Consider the following 16764-nt stretch of genomic DNA (forward strand, 5'->3'; position numbering starts at 1 on the left):
AGGGTTACTGGACCTTTTCCTGGTGGCTCGGGTAAGCAAAGGCATAGTAACCGGCGTCGGTAGCGGTTTTCTTCACCATGCCGTTGAGGATCACCCCTTTAATGGTGACACCATTTTGTTCGAACCGGCGGATGCTGGTCTCAATCTGCCTGACGGTGTTGACCTCAAAACGCACCACCATCAGTGCCGTACCGGCGTGGTGCCCGACAATGGCGGCATCGGTCACCGCCAACACCGGTGGTGTGTCGATCAGCACCAGATCGTAGTTCTGGCCCGCCCAACGCAGAAAATCGGCAAAGCGCTGGTGCATCAGCAGTTCGGACGGATTAGGTGGCACCTGCCCGCGCGGCACAAAATCCAGGTTGGCGATATCGGTCTTTTTCACCGCCATCTCTGGCGCAATCAGCCCTGACAGCATGTCTGAAAGGCCTTCCTTGGCGCTGTTGTTCAACCAACGGTGCAAGAAGCCTTTGCGCATATCGGCATCAATCAGCAACACCCGCTGCCCTGCCTGAGCGATCACCACCGCCAGGTTGGTGCTGGTGAAACTTTTACCACTGGCAGGGCTGGCACCGGAAACCATCAGAATATTGTTTTTGGCCTCCATCATGGCGAAATGTAGGCTGGTGCGCAGGCTGCGGATAGCCTCAACGGATAAGTCTTCCGGTTCTTCCTGCGCCAGGATCGGCAGTTTGCCGCTGCTGTGTTTGGTCAACAGCTGCTGCTGAACTCGATTGCGCTTTTGCTGCCATGGCGACAACGGCACCGTGGCATAGACGCTGATCCCACGTTTTTCCAGCGTATCGGTATCGCTGATGCCGCGATGAAGCGCAGCACGCAGTACCACCACTGACGCCGACAGCACGCCCCCCATCAACAGAGCGAAGAAAACGATCATCGCTTTCTGCGGCTGTACTGGCCGCAGACCGGTTTCGGCCTCATCGATAATGCGGATGTTGCCCACGGTACCGGCCTTGCTGATGCTCAACTCCTGCTGCTTGTTCATCAGCTGCATATAAACCTGCTGATCCACCTGCACGTCGCGGGTGAGGCGCAAAATTTCCTGTTGGGTTTTCGGCAAGGTTTGTACCTGTTTACCGAGCCGCGCCTTTTCAGCCTCCAGCGTGGCGCGTTTTTCCAACAGTGCGCGGTAGGCTGGGTGCACCCGGGTATAGAGCTTGGAAATTTCCGCCTCTTTGAAGGTCAGCTCATTGAGTTGCCCTTCAAGTTGCACCTGGGTGTCCAGCACCGACTTGGCCTCCAGCGACAGGTCTACCGAGTCGTTCTGCTGACGGAATTGATTAAGCTGGTTCTCGGCGTTATTGAGCGAGGTCTGGGTCCGCGGCAACTGCTCGTGCAAGAAAGCCAGCATGCGCTGGGCCTCTTCAGTTTTGCGATCCACATTCTGCTGCAGGTAGTTATCGGTGATGCTCTTGAGCACCGCTTCCGCACGCTGCGGATCCTCTCCCGCCAGGCTGAAGGTCATGATGCCGCTTTCCTTGCCGCCAGGTGCGACATCCAGAATATTGCGCAGATCGTCCACCGCTTTTTGGCGCGGCACGTTAACCACGGTGAAGGTGGTGCCCGGCAGCGCCTCAAGCTCGCTCACGTTGACCGACCAACCGCCCTGCTGCAGCGTTTGCCCCACAACGCCGCTGAACAAGGTTTTGCCGTCATGACTCAGGCTGTAATGCTGCGGATCATCGACGGTCAGGGTCAGTTCCTGGCCCTGCATCACCGCCGGCACCTTCATGGAAGAAATACGCAGTACCGGCGTCACTTCGCCACTCAGGCGAGCGATGCCCTTGCCGAACAGCGGGAAATAGTCCGGGCTGATGCGCACCGTCAGGCCGAGGTCGTCGACGGTTTTGCCAATTACGTAACGTGATTTCGCCAGCGAGACCTCGTCCTGGGTCGCCGAGTTCTGGCCGACTCCGCCGATCGAACTGTCCAGCGTTTCGCGCAGCAGCGAGTCGCCCGAAAGTTGTTTTTCCACCTGCACCAAAGCCGTGGCCTGATAGATTGGCGTTGCCATCAACGCATAGGCACAGCCCAGGATCCCGGCTACGCCGGTCACCAGCAGAATGCGCCAGCGGTTGTCCCACAGCGGGCCAATCAAGCGCTCCCACTCCAATTTGTCGTCCTGCTCAGCCATCACAATCGGCAATGCATTGTTCTTCATCATCGGTCTTCCTTTAGTCACCGTTACGGGATTACCAGTTACGTACCCGCAACGTGGCCTCACTGAGGTCGTTGAAGCTGGAAATGGTCGGTACCAGCTGGCTAATCAAGCGGTTCCAGCGTGCGACCGGTGCCGCGGTGACGTACACCACGTCATAAGGCTCCAACTGGAATTCGGTGCCCATCGCCAGTGCGGCGGCATCAGACAGGTCGAACTGGTACAGCGACGCCAGCCGTTTTGGCTGCTTGCCGCCGTTTGGACGGATCACGAACACCCCGGTAGCATCGGCCACCGTCTGGCTGATCCCTTCGGAACTGCCCAGGGCTTCGGTCAGGGTCATGCCGCTGCGGTCCATTTTCAGCGTCGACTGCTTACCAACCTCGCCCATCACAAACACTTTCAGTTCGTCGTTGCGCGGCACATAGAGAATGTCGCCAGGCGTCAACAAATGGTTCTGGCTGATGTCGCCGCGCTGCATCAATGCCTGCAGTGAAATCGGCTGTTCTTTGCCCTGGTGCGTCAGCACCACGTTGCGCCAGTCGGCGTTATCGGTCAGCCCGCCGGCGGCGTTGATGGCATCCAGAATGGTCAGCGGCACGTTGGTCACGGCCTGCTGCCCAGAGGTTTTCACCTCGCCAGTCACATACACCTTTTGCGAGCGGAACGCGGCGATACTGACGTCCACCTGGGGACTTTCCACATAGGTCGCCAGGCGGCTGGCTATCTGGTTACGCACCTCGGTGACGGTTTTACCCACCACCTGCACTCGACCTATGTACGGATAGAAAATGCTGCCATCGGCATGCACCCAGTTGCCGGTGTCGCTGGCGCTGCGGTATTGCCCTGCCGGGGTGGTCAGTTCCGGGTGATCCCAGACGGTAACGTTGAGTACATCTCCAACGCCGATGCGGTACTGATAGCTTTGCAACCGCTGGTCCAATGCCAGGTTGGGGCGCGCTACCGGTTCTATGCGACGCATTTTTTCCAGCAGCATCGGCGTGACGCGATACACCTGAACCTGCTTGTTGAGGTCGAAATCTTCGTCCTGCTGAGTCACTTTTTCTTTTCCCTGGGTCGGCAGGTGTGAACCCGGAAAGGCGGTGCAACCACTGAGCAGCACGCTGGACAGCACCAGTGGCATCAAATGAGGCAAATGAAGGTTCATAACGGTACCGTGAAAAACAGGCCGCCGTTGCGGCCTGTGGGAGGATTAACGATCGGCGGTAGGGTTGTCGGTAAAAACTCTGGTCTGACGGGGTTCGTGCAGCAGGGCAAAATAACCGAAGAAACAAAATACAAAGGCCAACAGCATCAGATGATCGGGCAGTTGCAGCACTTCACTGCAGATGCCGACGCAGGCCAGCGTCACCGCCAGCATGCAGCTCATACCCAACGCCTGACGCGCATTAAGACCGCGACGCATCAAAATATGATGCAAATGATCACGCCCGGCCTTGAAGGGACTCTGGCGACGCAGCAAACGACGCGCCATCACCGTCACCATATCCATTAGCGGAATGGCAATCAGCCACAGCGCAGTCACCGGCCGCATCACGGCGTCGTCGCCCTGAGTGGCGACAATCAGCAACCACAGCACGCTGAATCCAATTACCATGCTGCCGGCATCCCCCATGAAAATCTTGTTACGCACACCAAACACGCTGAGGTTGAATAACAGGTAGGCGGCCAGAGCCGCGATCAGGCTCAGGCACCACAACGCCTGCTCTTCATGCCCGGCCAAACCGAACAGGATGGCCAACGCGGTAAAGGTAACGCAGGACAATGCACCCAACTGGCCGTCGATGCCGTCAACCATGTTATAGGCGTTGATCGCACCCCATACCGCCAGGGGCGTGATCAACAAGGCCGCGTAGCCCAGCAGCAACTCTTGATGGCCCCACAGGAAACCGAATGAGGTAAGTTGCATCCCTGCCGCCAGCATCATCGCCAGCGCGATCCCTCCCTGCACAATGACGCGTGGCGCCACCGGCAGATCAAAACGGTCATCCAGTACCCCAAGCAGCACCAATGCCGTGATGCTCAGTAAATAGGTGGTACTGTGCGGCAACCAGTCCGGCTGCCAAAAGGTCACCAGCGTCATGATCAGATAAATGGCAATTCCACCAACCAATGGAACATGCCCCTGATGACGCTTGCGCGCATTGGGCTTATCCACTAGCCCCACCGCCAGCGCAGCGCGGCGGGCAATAACCACCAGCATCAGCGCCAAAATAAATATCACGCTCAGTTGATATAACATTGTTCCTCCAGCGAATAAGCACGCTACCGCCCTTGAGTTACAGCTCCCAATGCGCTATTAACAAAAATAAAATTGACAGCCCCAGGATATAAGTCAGCATGAGCCGATCCCGTGTAATACAGATTTATCTGCTTGTCAGAGGCAAAAAAATAAACAACCCTAACCCGTAATAAAGTTATCTCTAGGAAAACTCGTGTTTAATTGTTTTTTCGATTGCCGAATCAAGTTCGACTGGCGCCACGAAATCACATTGCACATTGCTTTTAAATTGCGTTCTGGCACAGAATTTTTGCACCCGTACTCGGCTAATAGGAAATTTACGGCGACTTATTTTACTCACTACATCTAATGCCATGGCACCGCAGATCCCAAATAGATAAGGAATGCGAATAGTCTTATTATTTCTGCCTAATGAAGAGGAAATAACGTCAACCAATTGATTCATGGTGAAGTCAGGCTTATCAACATAATTGCTGACCTGATAAGTGGCTTGCTGATCCAGCGCGTACTCCAGTCTGGCAGCGATATTTTCGACATAAGCCATCGATTTCATATTATTGCCGCTGCCAATCATCACAAAACGGCCACTGGCAATTTGTCGGAACAGGTTATAAACGTTGCCACGATTGTTTTCGCCAAACACCACCGTCGGGCGGATGATGGTTAATTTGTTGCTGCCATCGGCTTTACGCCAGGCTTCGTAGACATACTCCGCTTCCAGCTTGGATTTACCGTAATGGTTAAAGGGTTCGAAAACCCCTTCCTCACCGGTTTCCCGAGTGACAAAGCCATAGACCGCCACGGAGGAGGTAAAGATGATCTGTGTGATATTCAACGCCGATGCCGTCATGCAAACATTGCGCGCACCCTCAACGTTGACCTGATAATACAGTGAGATAGGATCGACATTATCCTGATGCTCGGCCGCAAGGTTGATCACGGCGTCGCAACCCGCCAACGGCTGCTGCAGTGTCTCGGGCTGGGTTACATCGCCAAACTGATAGAGCTCAGGAAAATGCTCACTCTGCTTTTTATCTACGATGGTCAACACCAGGTCGTCACGTGCACTCAGACGCTTAACCAAACGCGTGCCGATAAAGCCGGAACCCCCGATGATCGCTACTTTACGCTTATCCATAATTTGTCACTCAACCCGGTTTCCCATTATTCCCCACCACACCATTGAGGCAGGACGCTAATTCGCGTTAGAACATGGAAACCAGACTGGACAAAACAGACCAGGCTTTCAAATAACAAATAATGAAATAAAAATAAGTACCAAATGTAAAATTATCGATAAAGGTGAAATGTTATCTCATGCTAATTTTTAACATCGTAAGCGACCTGATATTCCATGGTTTTATTCGGCAAGATGAGATTAATCTTACCCGCGCCCTGCGCATCCGAAGTTTCGTATTTCACCGGCTGTTTCAGCTTTCCTTGTTTAGGATCGACGCATTCGATGGTTGCCTGTTCCAAACTTTCTCCCTGATACAAGCAAAGCAGCGTTTGCGGACTGTTGGTTCGGGAGTTGTTCAACGTCAGAGTAAGCACTACGCGAGTGTTGTTTTGAATATCATTGATAATGGGTGGACGTGTTTGATTCCCCAGGACATAAGAAAAATGTGAAATAATCAGTAACGACACGAATACCGACAGGTATTTCACAACTCTGACGGCCGGTACGGAGAAAAAACCTGCCGACGCCGGGATTTTTTTTCTGATCGTCGTATTTTTAATCGTTCCTGGTGTGACAGATGAAGCAACGGGAGCAATATCCGCCTCATTCAACTCTATTTCTTCAGTAGCAATTTCATCCTGTTTATCGTTACTTTCAGAAAGTTCCGCTTGAATGTCTTTATTAACATCATCGTCGACACCCCATATTTCATCAGCGACATATTCTTCTTCTTCCGAAATAAAGTGAAAAACACCCTTGTTTTCCACCTTATAACCCAGGCGCGGAATAGTTCTGATAAGTGTATGCTCAGCATCACCGATTTTTTGACGAATTGATTTAATTGTTTGATTTATAGTTGAATCCGAACAATAAGTTCCTTTCCATATGTTTTCTATAATTTCTGTACGACTAACCAGTTCTGGGGATCTGGCGACAAGAAGTGAAAGTATCTGATACTCCTTCCAACGTAGGCGAAACTTTTCCCTGGACGGTGTCAGAACATCTAGATTCCTAATCTTTATTCTTTTATCAAGATTCACTTTTAATTTCCTTAGCGTGCCTGTCCTGCACACTTTGTATAGAAATATGAAAAAATGTTCAAGAAATTAAATGTAAACTCAACAGGTTGCATTCATGGGATATTTATTTTTATAAAAAATTACTGATTTCATTTTTTACAACACCTCTCAAAAGGAGGTTAGGATTCTTTGAATGTCTTTATTTCCCTGTTGGAAACATGGTTTCTCATCATGATTTCCGGCAATAAAACCAACTTACTTTATTGTTTTATAAGACTAAATACAAAAATGTTATCGAATTGTTATTTTAATGAAATTGTGAAATTTCATTCTGACATCCAACGATATCATCTGTTTTTCCACCTAATCCGATTGCCAGATAGCCTACAAAAAGCCTGCTAAAACAGAATGAGAGTTATCTGATTTAGCCGCTCTTGGAATGTAGAGTTAAAATATAGCACCAAATACAAAGGCCTATTGTTATCTTGGTGAAATGAATCTCATCCGTCGCAATAAAACGGAATTTCATTCCAACCCGACACGGCCATCACAATGCTTTATTTTTGTAAGAAACTCGACGTGAAAATGAAAAAATAATGCACAAATAACATTTTTGGTAAAGACAAGAGAAAGTCACAGCAGGATAGATGCGCCTATAAACAAAGGGAAAAACAGCGCGTAATAATAAGAATATTACCTAAAGCGTCGAGGATTTCACTGAGGGGGTAAAAGATTCATCTAAAAAGAGGATAAAAAGCTCCTCCCCGGCCGGAGAGGAGCAGGTGTTACCGAAAGGCTTTCTATTTCTTACGGCCGTAGACAATCCAGGTGACCAAAATGCACGCCACGTAGAACACCAGGAAGATTTTCATCGCGCCAGCCGGTGAGCCGGTCAGCGCCAATGAGGTACCGAAGGCCTGTGGAATAAAGAAACCACCGGCGGCGCCGATCGCCGAGATAAAACCCAAGGCCGCAGCAGAGTCGGTGACAGCTTCGCGCTGAGCGCTTTCGTCACTGCCACCGGCGGCCTTAACCCGATCGACGGTAATTTTACGAAAGATAACGGCAATCATCTGGAAGGTGGATCCGCTGCCCAACCCGGCGGTGAGGAACAACAGCATAAAGACGCTGTAAAATGCGATAAACGATCCTGCGTGCCCTGCCCCCGGTAAAGTCAGGAACAGTAAGGCAGCAAACACCGCCATCAGCACAAAGTTAATCAACGTGACGCGGACACCACCGAAACGATCGGATAACGCTCCACCTACCGGTCGTGCCAATGCGCCCAGGAATGGCCCAAAGAAGGCATAGTGCAGGATCACCACGTCCGGGAACTGGGTTTTAGACAGCATGGCGAAGCCGGCGGAAAAGCCGATGAAGGAACCAAAGGTGGCGAGGTACAGCAAGCTCAGTACCCACAGGTGACCGCGTTTGAGCACCGGCAATTGCTGACGCAGCGACGCTTTTGAGGCCGCCAGGTCATTCATGCCGAACCAGGCTGCCAGCGTGCCGATCAACAAAAATGGCACCCAAATCCAGGCCGCATTCTCCAGCCACAATGCGCTACCGTCCGGCTGTAAATGGCCGGTTCCTCCAAATGCGCCGAAAATGGCGATGGAGATGGCCAGTGGAGCCACCAACTGCATCACGCTCACGCCCAGATTGCCTAAACCGCCGTTCAGGCCCAGAGCACCGCCCTGTTTGGCCTTGGGAAAGAAGAAGCTGATATTGGCCATGCTGGAGGCAAAGTTGGCGCCGGCAAAACCGCACAGCAAAGAAATAATGATGAATACGCCGTAAGGGGTAGTGGCGTCCTGCACCGCAAAGCCCAGCCACAGGCAAGGGACCAGCAGGAAACAGGTGCTGATGGCCGTCCAGCGGCGTCCGCCGAAGATCGGGATCACGAATGAATAAGGCACGCGCAGGATAGCGCCAGAAACCGAAGGCAGTGCAGTGAGTAGGAATAGTTGATTGGTGGTGAAGTTGAAGCCAACTTTGTTCAAATTGACGGCGACCGCGCTAAACAGCATCCACACGCAGAAGGCCAATAGCAGGCAAGGAATGGAAATCCACAGGTTGCGGTTAGCAATGCGTTGGCCACGCTGCTGCCAAAATGCGGCATCCTCAGGTTGCCAATCCTGAATAACCGCGCCTGTTTGTTTTGATAATGACGTTGCAGATTGCGACATAAAAACCTCAGACACAGGGTGATAACTTCGCTCACCCTATGGGCCGCCCCCCGCGGCAAAGTTGATGTAAATCAACCCGGATGCAGGTAGCCAAATGCCGAAAAACGCCAGCCATCCCTTTATGAGTAACCCGCAATTCAAGGTAAAAACAAAATAAATCAATCGATTGAAAATCACCCCATACCGCTGCCACGACGCCATATTACCGGGCGGAAACTAATGGGTACTTCGTTAGAGGTATGGGGTTATCTCTGGGTATGATGAAAAATAACGCTGAAACGTTACTACCCTCGCTGGCACCACCTGCTTTCGTCCTCTGGTTCCAGCCGTTGTTTTGCTATGTTCCAGGGATCCAAAGCTTATGAAACGCCTGTTAGCTCCGCTTTCCATCGTTAACCAGGTGGCTATTTTGATGCTGCTCCTGGGCATCCTGGGCGTGGCCGGCATGAGCATTTCCGCCTGGATGTCACAAAGCATTCAGGGCAACGCGCACGCCATCAACAAAGCCGGTTCACTGCGGATGCAGAGCTATCGCCTGCTAGCCCAGGTGCCGCTGGATGCCCGCAGCGAATCCCTGATACGCGAGCTGGACCAGGATGCCAACAGCCCCGACCTGCAACGCCCGCTGGAACAAGAAGGCTTAACCGAACAGTTTCAGGCGCTGCACGACTACTGGCGACTGACGCTGCTGCCGCAATTGCACCAGGCCCATAAACCGGCCGACGCTGCGCCGCAGGTAGCCCATTTCGTCTCTCTGCTGGACGCACTGGTCTCGGACATCGACCGTCATACCGAACGCCGGTTGCTGACGGTGACGCTGGTGCAGGCGGTGTTTATCGCGCTGACGCTGCTGCTGTTGGTAGGTACCATTTGTTACCTGCGCCGGCGCCTGCTGCATCCCTGGCGGCAATTGGTGGCGATGGCGCTGTCGGTGGGCCGCGGCGATTTCAGCCGCCGCTTCACCCAACGTGGTCACCAGGATGAAATGGCCTCGCTTGGCGGCGCGTTAAACACCATGTCCGACGAACTGGCCACCATGTACAGCGGGCTAGAGCAACGGGTGGTGGAGAAAACTGCCGATCTGCAGCAAAAAAATCAGGTATTGAGCTTTTTGTACCGCGCCAGCCGTCAACTGCACGCCAATGAACCGCTGTGCAGCCGCCTGACGCCAATACTCAATCAGTTGCAAACCCTGACGCCATTGCGCGCCATTCAGGTGCGGCTGTATGAAAACAACAGCCAGGAGCAGTTTGTGCAGTTGAGCGGCAACCAGCCTCTGCGACCGGAGTACTGCAATAATCCGGTGTGCAGCGCCTGCCTCAACGACGACGAGCAACAGCATGCCAGCCACCCATCGCTAAGCTGGAGCCTGAGCGACAAGCTGGGAGATTATGGGGTGATTGTCGCGCAACATGCGCCACAGCGCCCGCTGAATGACGACCATAAGCAGTTGATGAATACCCTGGTAGAGCAGTTGACCAGCGTGCTGGCGATTGAACGCCAGGTTGATCACCAACAGCAGTTGATGCTGATGGAAGAACGCGCGGCAATCGCCCGTGAACTGCATGATTCCATTGCCCAGTCATTGTCGTGCCTGAAGATGCAGATCAGTTGCCTGCAAATGCAAGGTGCGGAGCTTTCCCCCGCCAACCTGGGGCTGGTGCAACAGATGCGAGAGGAACTTAACATTGCCTATCGCCAACTGCGCGAGCTGCTGACCACCTTCCGCCTACGACTGACGGAGCCTGGGTTACTGGCCGCACTGCAATCGACGGTACAGGAGTTCAGCCAACGGCTGGGCATTCCCATCAGCCTCGACTATCAGTTGACGCCGCGCACCGTGCCCACTTATCAGGCTATCCACCTGCTACAGATTGCCCGTGAAGCGCTCAGCAATATCCATAAACATGCCCAGGCCAGCCAGGTGAGCATTCAGGTGATCAATCAACGGGGCGAAGTCACCCTGAGCGTCTGCGATAACGGCTGCGGCCTGCCGCAAGATACCCTTCGCCCCGATCACTATGGCCTGATCATCATGCGCGATCGCGCCAAAAGCCTGCACGGCCGCTGCGAAATTTTGCCCCGCAACGGCGGCGGCACCGAAGTCCGGGTGGTATTCAAGCCGGACAACCACGCCATCGACTAATGGGAGAAACCATGACGACCGAAACTGCCGCCACCATTTTATTGATTGACGACCACCCGATGCTGCGCAACGGCGTAAAACAGCTTATCGGCATGGACCCGCGCCTGCAGGTGATTGCCGAGGCCGGCAACGGTGAACAAGGTGTTTCGCTGGCCGAGGAGCACGATCCTGACCTGATCCTGCTCGATCTGAATATGCCGGGCATCAACGGGCTGGAAACGTTGGATCGCCTGCGCATGACCGCGCTTTCTGGCCGCATTGTGGTGTTTAGCGTGTCGAATCACGAAGATGACGTGGTCAGCGCGCTAAAACGCGGCGCAGACGGCTACCTGCTAAAAGACATGGAGCCGGAGGAACTGTTGAAGGCGCTGCACCAGGCTGCCGCAGGCCAGATGGTATTGAGCGAGGCGTTAACCCCCATTCTGGCCGCCAGCCTGCGTGAAAACCGCCCGAGCGCCGAACGGGATATTCAGCAACTGACACCGCGCGAGCGCGATATTCTCAAACTGATTGCCCAGGGTCTACCGAACAAGATGATCGCACGCAGGCTGACCATCACCGAAAGTACCGTCAAGGTGCACGTCAAACACCTGTTGAAAAAAATGAAGCTGAAATCGCGCGTTGAGGCCGCCGTGTGGGTACTGCAGGGCAAAAACGGCTAGTCAGCGCCGTTCAACGGCCCGGTCTCTGCCGGAATGGTGGGCGTTTGCAGCGTTTTTGGCGGTGGCAAGCCCTCGCCCTCCCCGGAAGAGGCGGTCAGCGGCGGCGTCACCTGCAGTTGGATCCAGTTGGACGTCACCAATTGCTGCTTATCGTCTTCCAACGTGACCGATAAACGGTAGCGGTTTTCCGCCCCCGGCGTGTCATCCCACTGCGGCACAATCAGGCTCCAGCCGTGTGGATCGTTGCTGTTTTGCGACGACGTCAGGCTAAGTGCCTGGGTATCCCCCTGCCAACTGACGCGGGTGATTTTATTGGTGGTTTTAATCTCCAGCTTCAACGGCAGCGTTTCCCCCGGTTGCAGGCTCCAGGGCGGCGTGGCCAGGAAGACCTGCAGCGTTTTACGCTGGCGGAACTCCATTACCGGGACATTTTTCCGTTCGATATTGTCATAGCGGCTGCCGCGCAGCGATTTGGCCTGGGCCACATACTCCGGGGATATCTGCTTTACCAGCGGTACACCAAGGCGATAGCTCAGCGCCAGTTCGACCTGATCCTGGCTCACCCCGCCTTCCCCCATCTTGTGCAGCGCTTTCACCGTCACCAGCGGCACCGGCGTGTAATTCACCCCCAGTTGCATGGCGCGCGGGTCGTTTTGTTTTTTACCGCTGCCAAACAGGTTGACGTTCTCCCCCCAGTACTGCTCGTAGCTGAGAGAGCCGCCGATCTGGCGGTAAAACGGCAGGTAACCCTGGGTGGTGATGTCGTAACCGCTTGCCGGACGACTGAGAAATTCGGCGTTATCCTTCTGTTGCGCCAGTGCCGATAACGGATAGTAATAATTGGCGGAAAAACGCAGGAAGTCACCCCAGGCTTCGGCCCCCAGGCTGGCGCGGTTTTGATTGCGCTTGAAGTCGCTGTCGAGCACCGTGTTATATCCCAGCAGCCAATCACCGGCGACCCAACGCTGCCCAAGGCCAAAGTTACCCAATGAACCTTGGCTTTGCTGCAGCAGACCGAGCTGGCTGTAAGTCAACAAACCGTTAACGTCATACAGAGGGCTGAACAGCTGGCCGCTGCTGCCGGAAAAATCCCCCTGGTCGGACATCACCAGCGACAGTTTGGCGGTGCCCAGCGGTGACAGCAGCTCTTGCGCCTGTTGTTGCAGCATCTCACCGGCTTGCCCTACCGCGTAACTCTCGGCGCGGGTTCGCACCTGCTGGCCGGAGACGTTATTCAGGTTACGCTCACCCAGCTGTTTGGCCATGGTGGCCCACTCTTTCTCTCGCTCTGCGTCATTCGAGGCGTTGCCCCCCAGCTCGGGCAAGTTGTCGTTTGCGTTCGCTTGATGGCTGACCGAGGGCGGCGCAGGGGGAGATTCGGCACCAGCCGGCAAGCTGCACAACAGCCACGCCAAACCCACCGCCGGTAAACGGGCAGGGAGTGAGAGGAAATCAACGGCTTTTTTCAATCTGTTACGCGCATTAAGAATAACGTCAGTCATTACACCACCGCCGTTCCCTCATCCCGAGAGTGGGCGGAAAAACCTTTTTTGCTGCGGCCACTCCAGGCAGCAGAACAACGACCTTTGCACAGCGAACAACCAGGGTATTGGCCCTGTCGGGCGCCGGGGCGCCAAAGTGCATCATGAACCCCAAATTCTAATCGGTTTCTGATGATAAACCATCAGATAAACCTCAGTTTATTTTGTGACAACGTCACCCGAGCGGTTGATATTGCTTTGCGAAGAAAGGTCATTCCAGAACGCGCCGAACATTCGCCGTCGGTCAGGATAAATTCACTAAATTTCATCGCAGATTTTGCCTGATTAATCGGCATTCATCTTTTCATAAAACACAGTAATACGTTGATTATGTGTGGAAACCCTCAATTTCAGCGTATTTTACCTGGCTATAAACAATGCTTTGCGATCGCCTGCACAAAGCGCGTCATGACCTGGCATCTGCTCTGCTGTAAAACCCATTTTGCCGCTATTTTGAACGTTAATTTCAGTTCAGCAAGGATGCTTATGTTTAACGACCCGCAGGGGGATCTCTGGTTTCGCGGCCTGTTTATTGCGGCCATGTTACTGTCGGCGGTGATCGCCAGATGGCTTATGCATTCCGTACCTCAGGACGTGGGGCAACGCCTGCCGCCGCTAAAAACCCGCACTCTGATGTTGATAGCCGTCAGCGCCGGACTGGCGGCATTGCCTTTTAGCCTATCGCCACTGCAGCGAATCAGCTTGCTGCCGGTGGCGACCCTGCTGCTCGCGCTGGCGCTTATCGACTGGCGGCACAGGCTGTTACCGGATCGCCTGACGCAACCGCTGTTATGGGCCGGGCTGCTGGCCAATCAGCAAGGCTGCTTTACCTCGCTCGACGAGGCAGTGATCGGGGCCGTCACCGGCTATCTGTCGCTATGGTGGCTTAACGCCCTTTATCGCCTTCGGCGGAAAACGGAGGGTATCGGCCAGGGCGACTTTAAATTGCTGGCGGCCCTGGGGGCCTGGAGTGGCTGGTCTGCCCTGCCGATGTTGGTGACCGGCGCAGCCACGGCAGGCTTATGCGTTGCGATTGTGGCCCAGTTACGCCGCAGCCCCGGCAGAGATGCCCCGCTGCCGTTCGGCCTTTATCTGGCGCTTTCCGGCTGGTTTACCCTGCTTACGATGGCCGACATGGATATCACGCCCTTCATCAAGGGAAATTCTCTCATTTCAGCTTATTTCACCCCAATGGCGGATTAATGCCGTGGTTGGCGCTGTTATAGCCGACTGTTGGCCAGGCTGTTATAGCGAGCCTGTCTCTGCACCACTATGCTTTATTTAACCAAACACAGGAGGCTGTATGATCGGTCGTGGTTTATCTGCTCTCGCGCTCAGCGCGGCATTACTTTCCGGTTCGCTGTCGTTCGCGGCGCAGGCTGCCGGTACCTTTACCCTCAGCTCATCGGCGTTTCAGGATGGCGGCATGCTGGCCCAGAAATATGCCGGGGCCACCCCGGGCAACGCCAGTTGCACCGGTGACAATGTTTCACCTGCGCTGAACTGGGCCAACCCGCCGGCGGGCACTACCAGCTTCGCCTTGCTGGTGTCCGATCCCGAGGGCCGCGCCGGATTGGGCGCCAGCCACTTGGTGGCCTACGGTATTCCAGCCACGGCTCAGGGGTTCGCTGAAGGCGATCTTACCCAGGGCAAAGGCTTTGTCGGCGGCAAGAACTCACCGGGCACCGCGGTGTATCACGGACCATGCCCACCGGCAGGCTCTGGGTTGCACCACTATACCTTCGTGCTGATCGCCACCGATCTCCCGCCCCATGCGCTGGGGCCAGGGTTAACCCGCGAACAGCTGTTGGAAAAATTGCAGGGCCATGCCAAGGGCGGTGCGGGTATTATCGGTCGTTTCGGTCAATAACCGGTGCCGGGGTGGCCTACTTACTCACGCGATCCAGATACAGCATGCTGTTGGCGATATCCACATGCGCATCTTTAACATTATCGCGCAGCGCCACCAGGGTTTGCCCCTGTAAGGCCACAACGTAAGGGGAACTGGCCTGCAGTTCGCGCTGCAGCGTGACGTAACGCGCGGCGCGGGTTGCAACATCCCCCTCTGCCGCGGCTGCACGGGTTTCCGCACTCAATGTCGGGATGTTCCATTGCGTACGCCAGGCCAGGGTTTTCGGCCCATTCGGCACGTTGTAGGCGAAGGCGCTGGCGTTGGTGTTAGGATCCAGATAGTCGGCCCCCCAGTAGGTGAAGATGGCCTGGAAATCACGGCCGCGCATTTTGCCCCACAGATCGCTCTCCACTACCGGATGAATGTCCAACTGCAAACCGGCCTTGGCAAAGCTGGCCTGCAGCGCCTGGGCGATATCGGTATACGGCGGCTGGTTGATGACGATCAGATCAATACGCGTTCCTTCGGCGATACCCGCGTCATGCAGAATCTGTTTGGCTTTGGCCACGTCGAGCTTAAAAGGTTGATTATCCAAGGCGCCATCCAACCCCTGCGGCAGGAATGCCTGGTGTACGCGATACTGCCCCTTCAGCAGGTTGTCGGCAATCGTCTGGTAATCCACCAGCCAGCGTGCCGCCTGCCACAAGGCCGGGTTACCCAAAGCCGGTACCTGCTTGCTGCCGGTATTGAACCCCAGGTAATAGACTTTGGCCGAATCGCGCTGCTCGATCCTGATGCCCTTTTCGTTACGCAGCGAGTTGAACTGATCGGCCCCCAGATCGTAGGCCACGTCAGCATCCCCTTTCAGCAGCAATAAACGGCGGGTGCCGGCATCGCTGACGTTTTTCAGCAGCACCGTTTTCAGCTTGGCCTGCGGTTGAGCGTAATCGTTGCGGCTGAACAACAGCGCCTCGTGCGGTACATAGTTGCTGACGCGATAAGGGCCGGCACCGGCTGAGTTCGAACGCAGCCAGGCATTGCCGAAGTCCCCCTGCTGACCGTGCTGGCTGAGCAGCTTTTCATCGACTATCGACGCCACCGGCGCGGTTAACAGCCGCAGCGCCAGCCCACTGCCGATATTCGCCGACCAGCTTAGCTGCACCTGGTTATCGCCCAGTTTCTTCAACTGACTCTCGACGTTTTCCGGCGTCCAGCCGAATTCACCAAGGATAAACGACGGTGCCTTGTTCAGTTTCACCGCCCGCACCAGTGAGAAGATCACATCCTCCGGGCGTACCGGGTTGCCGGAGGCAAACCGTTGGTTGGCGTTCAAGGTAAATATCAAACTGTGGCCGTCTGCCCCCGTTTGCCAACTGCTGGCCAGTTCCGGCGCCAGCTTTTCCGGCGTGGTGCGATCCGGTGTCAGCAGGCGCTGATACAGATTGACCAGGTTGGCCGAACTGACGGTTTCAAAGCTTTCGGCAGGATCGAGACTGATGATGCCTTCCAGCGAACTGACCACCACCAGCGTGTCTTTCGGGGTGGCGGCCTGTGCGCCGAAGCTCGCCGCCAGGGCACTGAACAATAACGTTGGAATTAGCCGTTTCATTGATGCACTCTCCAGAATCACGCGGATGCGTTATTTGGCGAGTGTAGGGGCAGCGACTTAGCAGAAGAACGACTATAAATTGCTTTATTTATTACGCAGATGGATAAGCCCGCCGGATGAACGG

Annotated in this window: 12 protein-coding genes; 4 read left to right on the forward strand and 8 right to left on the reverse strand. The window is 54.7% G+C overall.

Features of this window, described 5'->3' with window-relative positions; all coding sequences use genetic code 11:
- Positions 1-4: 4 nt before the first annotated feature.
- The 6 genes from M495_RS14610 to M495_RS14635 all read right to left on the reverse strand — a co-directional run bounded on the left by M495_RS14610 (position 5) and on the right by M495_RS14635 (position 8830).
- Positions 5-2185, reverse strand: coding sequence for a polysaccharide biosynthesis tyrosine autokinase (locus tag M495_RS14610; protein ID WP_020827449.1), 2181 nt, complete (start codon positions 2183-2185; stop codon positions 5-7).
- A gap of 28 nt (positions 2186-2213) precedes the next feature.
- Complete coding sequence (locus tag M495_RS14615) at positions 2214-3347, reverse strand: polysaccharide export protein (protein ID WP_020827450.1); 1134 nt, start codon at positions 3345-3347, stop codon at positions 2214-2216.
- A 45-nt stretch (positions 3348-3392) separates the two neighbouring features.
- Positions 3393-4442 carry a UDP-N-acetylglucosamine--undecaprenyl-phosphate N-acetylglucosaminephosphotransferase gene (gene wecA / locus M495_RS14620; RefSeq protein ID WP_020827451.1) on the reverse strand — a complete coding sequence of 350 codons (1050 nt, stop codon included), beginning with the start codon at positions 4440-4442 and terminating at the stop codon, positions 3393-3395.
- 181 nt (positions 4443-4623) lie between these two features.
- The gene (locus tag M495_RS14625; RefSeq protein WP_020827452.1) at positions 4624-5580 is read right to left on the reverse strand and encodes an NAD-dependent epimerase/dehydratase family protein; all 957 of its coding nucleotides are present in this window, start codon (positions 5578-5580) and stop codon (positions 4624-4626) included.
- A gap of 182 nt (positions 5581-5762) precedes the next feature.
- Positions 5763-6662, reverse strand: coding sequence for a transcriptional regulator (locus tag M495_RS14630; protein ID WP_020827453.1), 900 nt, complete (start codon positions 6660-6662; stop codon positions 5763-5765).
- Between the two features lie 779 nt (positions 6663-7441).
- Positions 7442-8830, reverse strand: a complete 1389-nt coding sequence (locus M495_RS14635) for a NarK family nitrate/nitrite MFS transporter (protein WP_020827454.1) — start codon at positions 8828-8830, stop codon at positions 7442-7444.
- A gap of 361 nt (positions 8831-9191) precedes the next feature.
- On the opposite strand from M495_RS14635, the gene narX reads away from it, so the two are divergent.
- Both narX and narL read left to right on the forward strand, forming a co-directional pair.
- Positions 9192-10976 carry a nitrate/nitrite two-component system sensor histidine kinase NarX gene (narX, locus tag M495_RS14640; RefSeq protein ID WP_020827455.1) on the forward strand — a complete coding sequence of 595 codons (1785 nt, stop codon included), beginning with the start codon at positions 9192-9194 and terminating at the stop codon, positions 10974-10976.
- Positions 10977-10987: 11 nt separating this feature from the next.
- Positions 10988-11638 carry a two-component system response regulator NarL gene (gene narL / locus M495_RS14645; RefSeq protein WP_020827456.1) on the forward strand — a complete coding sequence of 217 codons (651 nt, stop codon included), beginning with the start codon at positions 10988-10990 and terminating at the stop codon, positions 11636-11638.
- Here narL and M495_RS14650 read toward each other — a convergent pair.
- Positions 11635-13140: a YchO/YchP family invasin gene (locus M495_RS14650; protein ID WP_020827457.1), complete on the reverse strand. Its 1506-nt coding sequence runs from the start codon at positions 13138-13140 to the stop codon at positions 11635-11637. The genes narL and M495_RS14650 overlap by 4 nt on opposite strands.
- 525 nt (positions 13141-13665) lie before the next feature.
- Here M495_RS14650 and M495_RS14655 point away from each other — a divergent pair.
- Positions 13666-14382 carry a prepilin peptidase gene (locus M495_RS14655; protein ID WP_020827458.1) on the forward strand — a complete coding sequence of 239 codons (717 nt, stop codon included), beginning with the start codon at positions 13666-13668 and terminating at the stop codon, positions 14380-14382.
- A 100-nt stretch (positions 14383-14482) separates the two neighbouring features.
- A complete protein-coding gene (locus M495_RS14660) occupies positions 14483-15049 on the forward strand; it encodes a YbhB/YbcL family Raf kinase inhibitor-like protein (RefSeq protein ID WP_020827459.1) in 567 nt (188 codons plus the stop codon).
- 16 nt (positions 15050-15065) lie between these two features.
- Here the strand turns inward: M495_RS14660 and M495_RS14665 are convergent, their stop codons facing one another.
- Positions 15066-16640: an ABC transporter substrate-binding protein gene (locus tag M495_RS14665; RefSeq protein WP_020827460.1), complete on the reverse strand. Its 1575-nt coding sequence runs from the start codon at positions 16638-16640 to the stop codon at positions 15066-15068.
- Positions 16641-16764 lie beyond the last annotated feature (124 nt).

It is taken from the genome of Serratia liquefaciens ATCC 27592 (genome assembly GCF_000422085.1).
In the GTDB taxonomy this organism is placed as follows: Bacteria; Pseudomonadota; Gammaproteobacteria; order Enterobacterales; family Enterobacteriaceae; genus Serratia; species Serratia liquefaciens.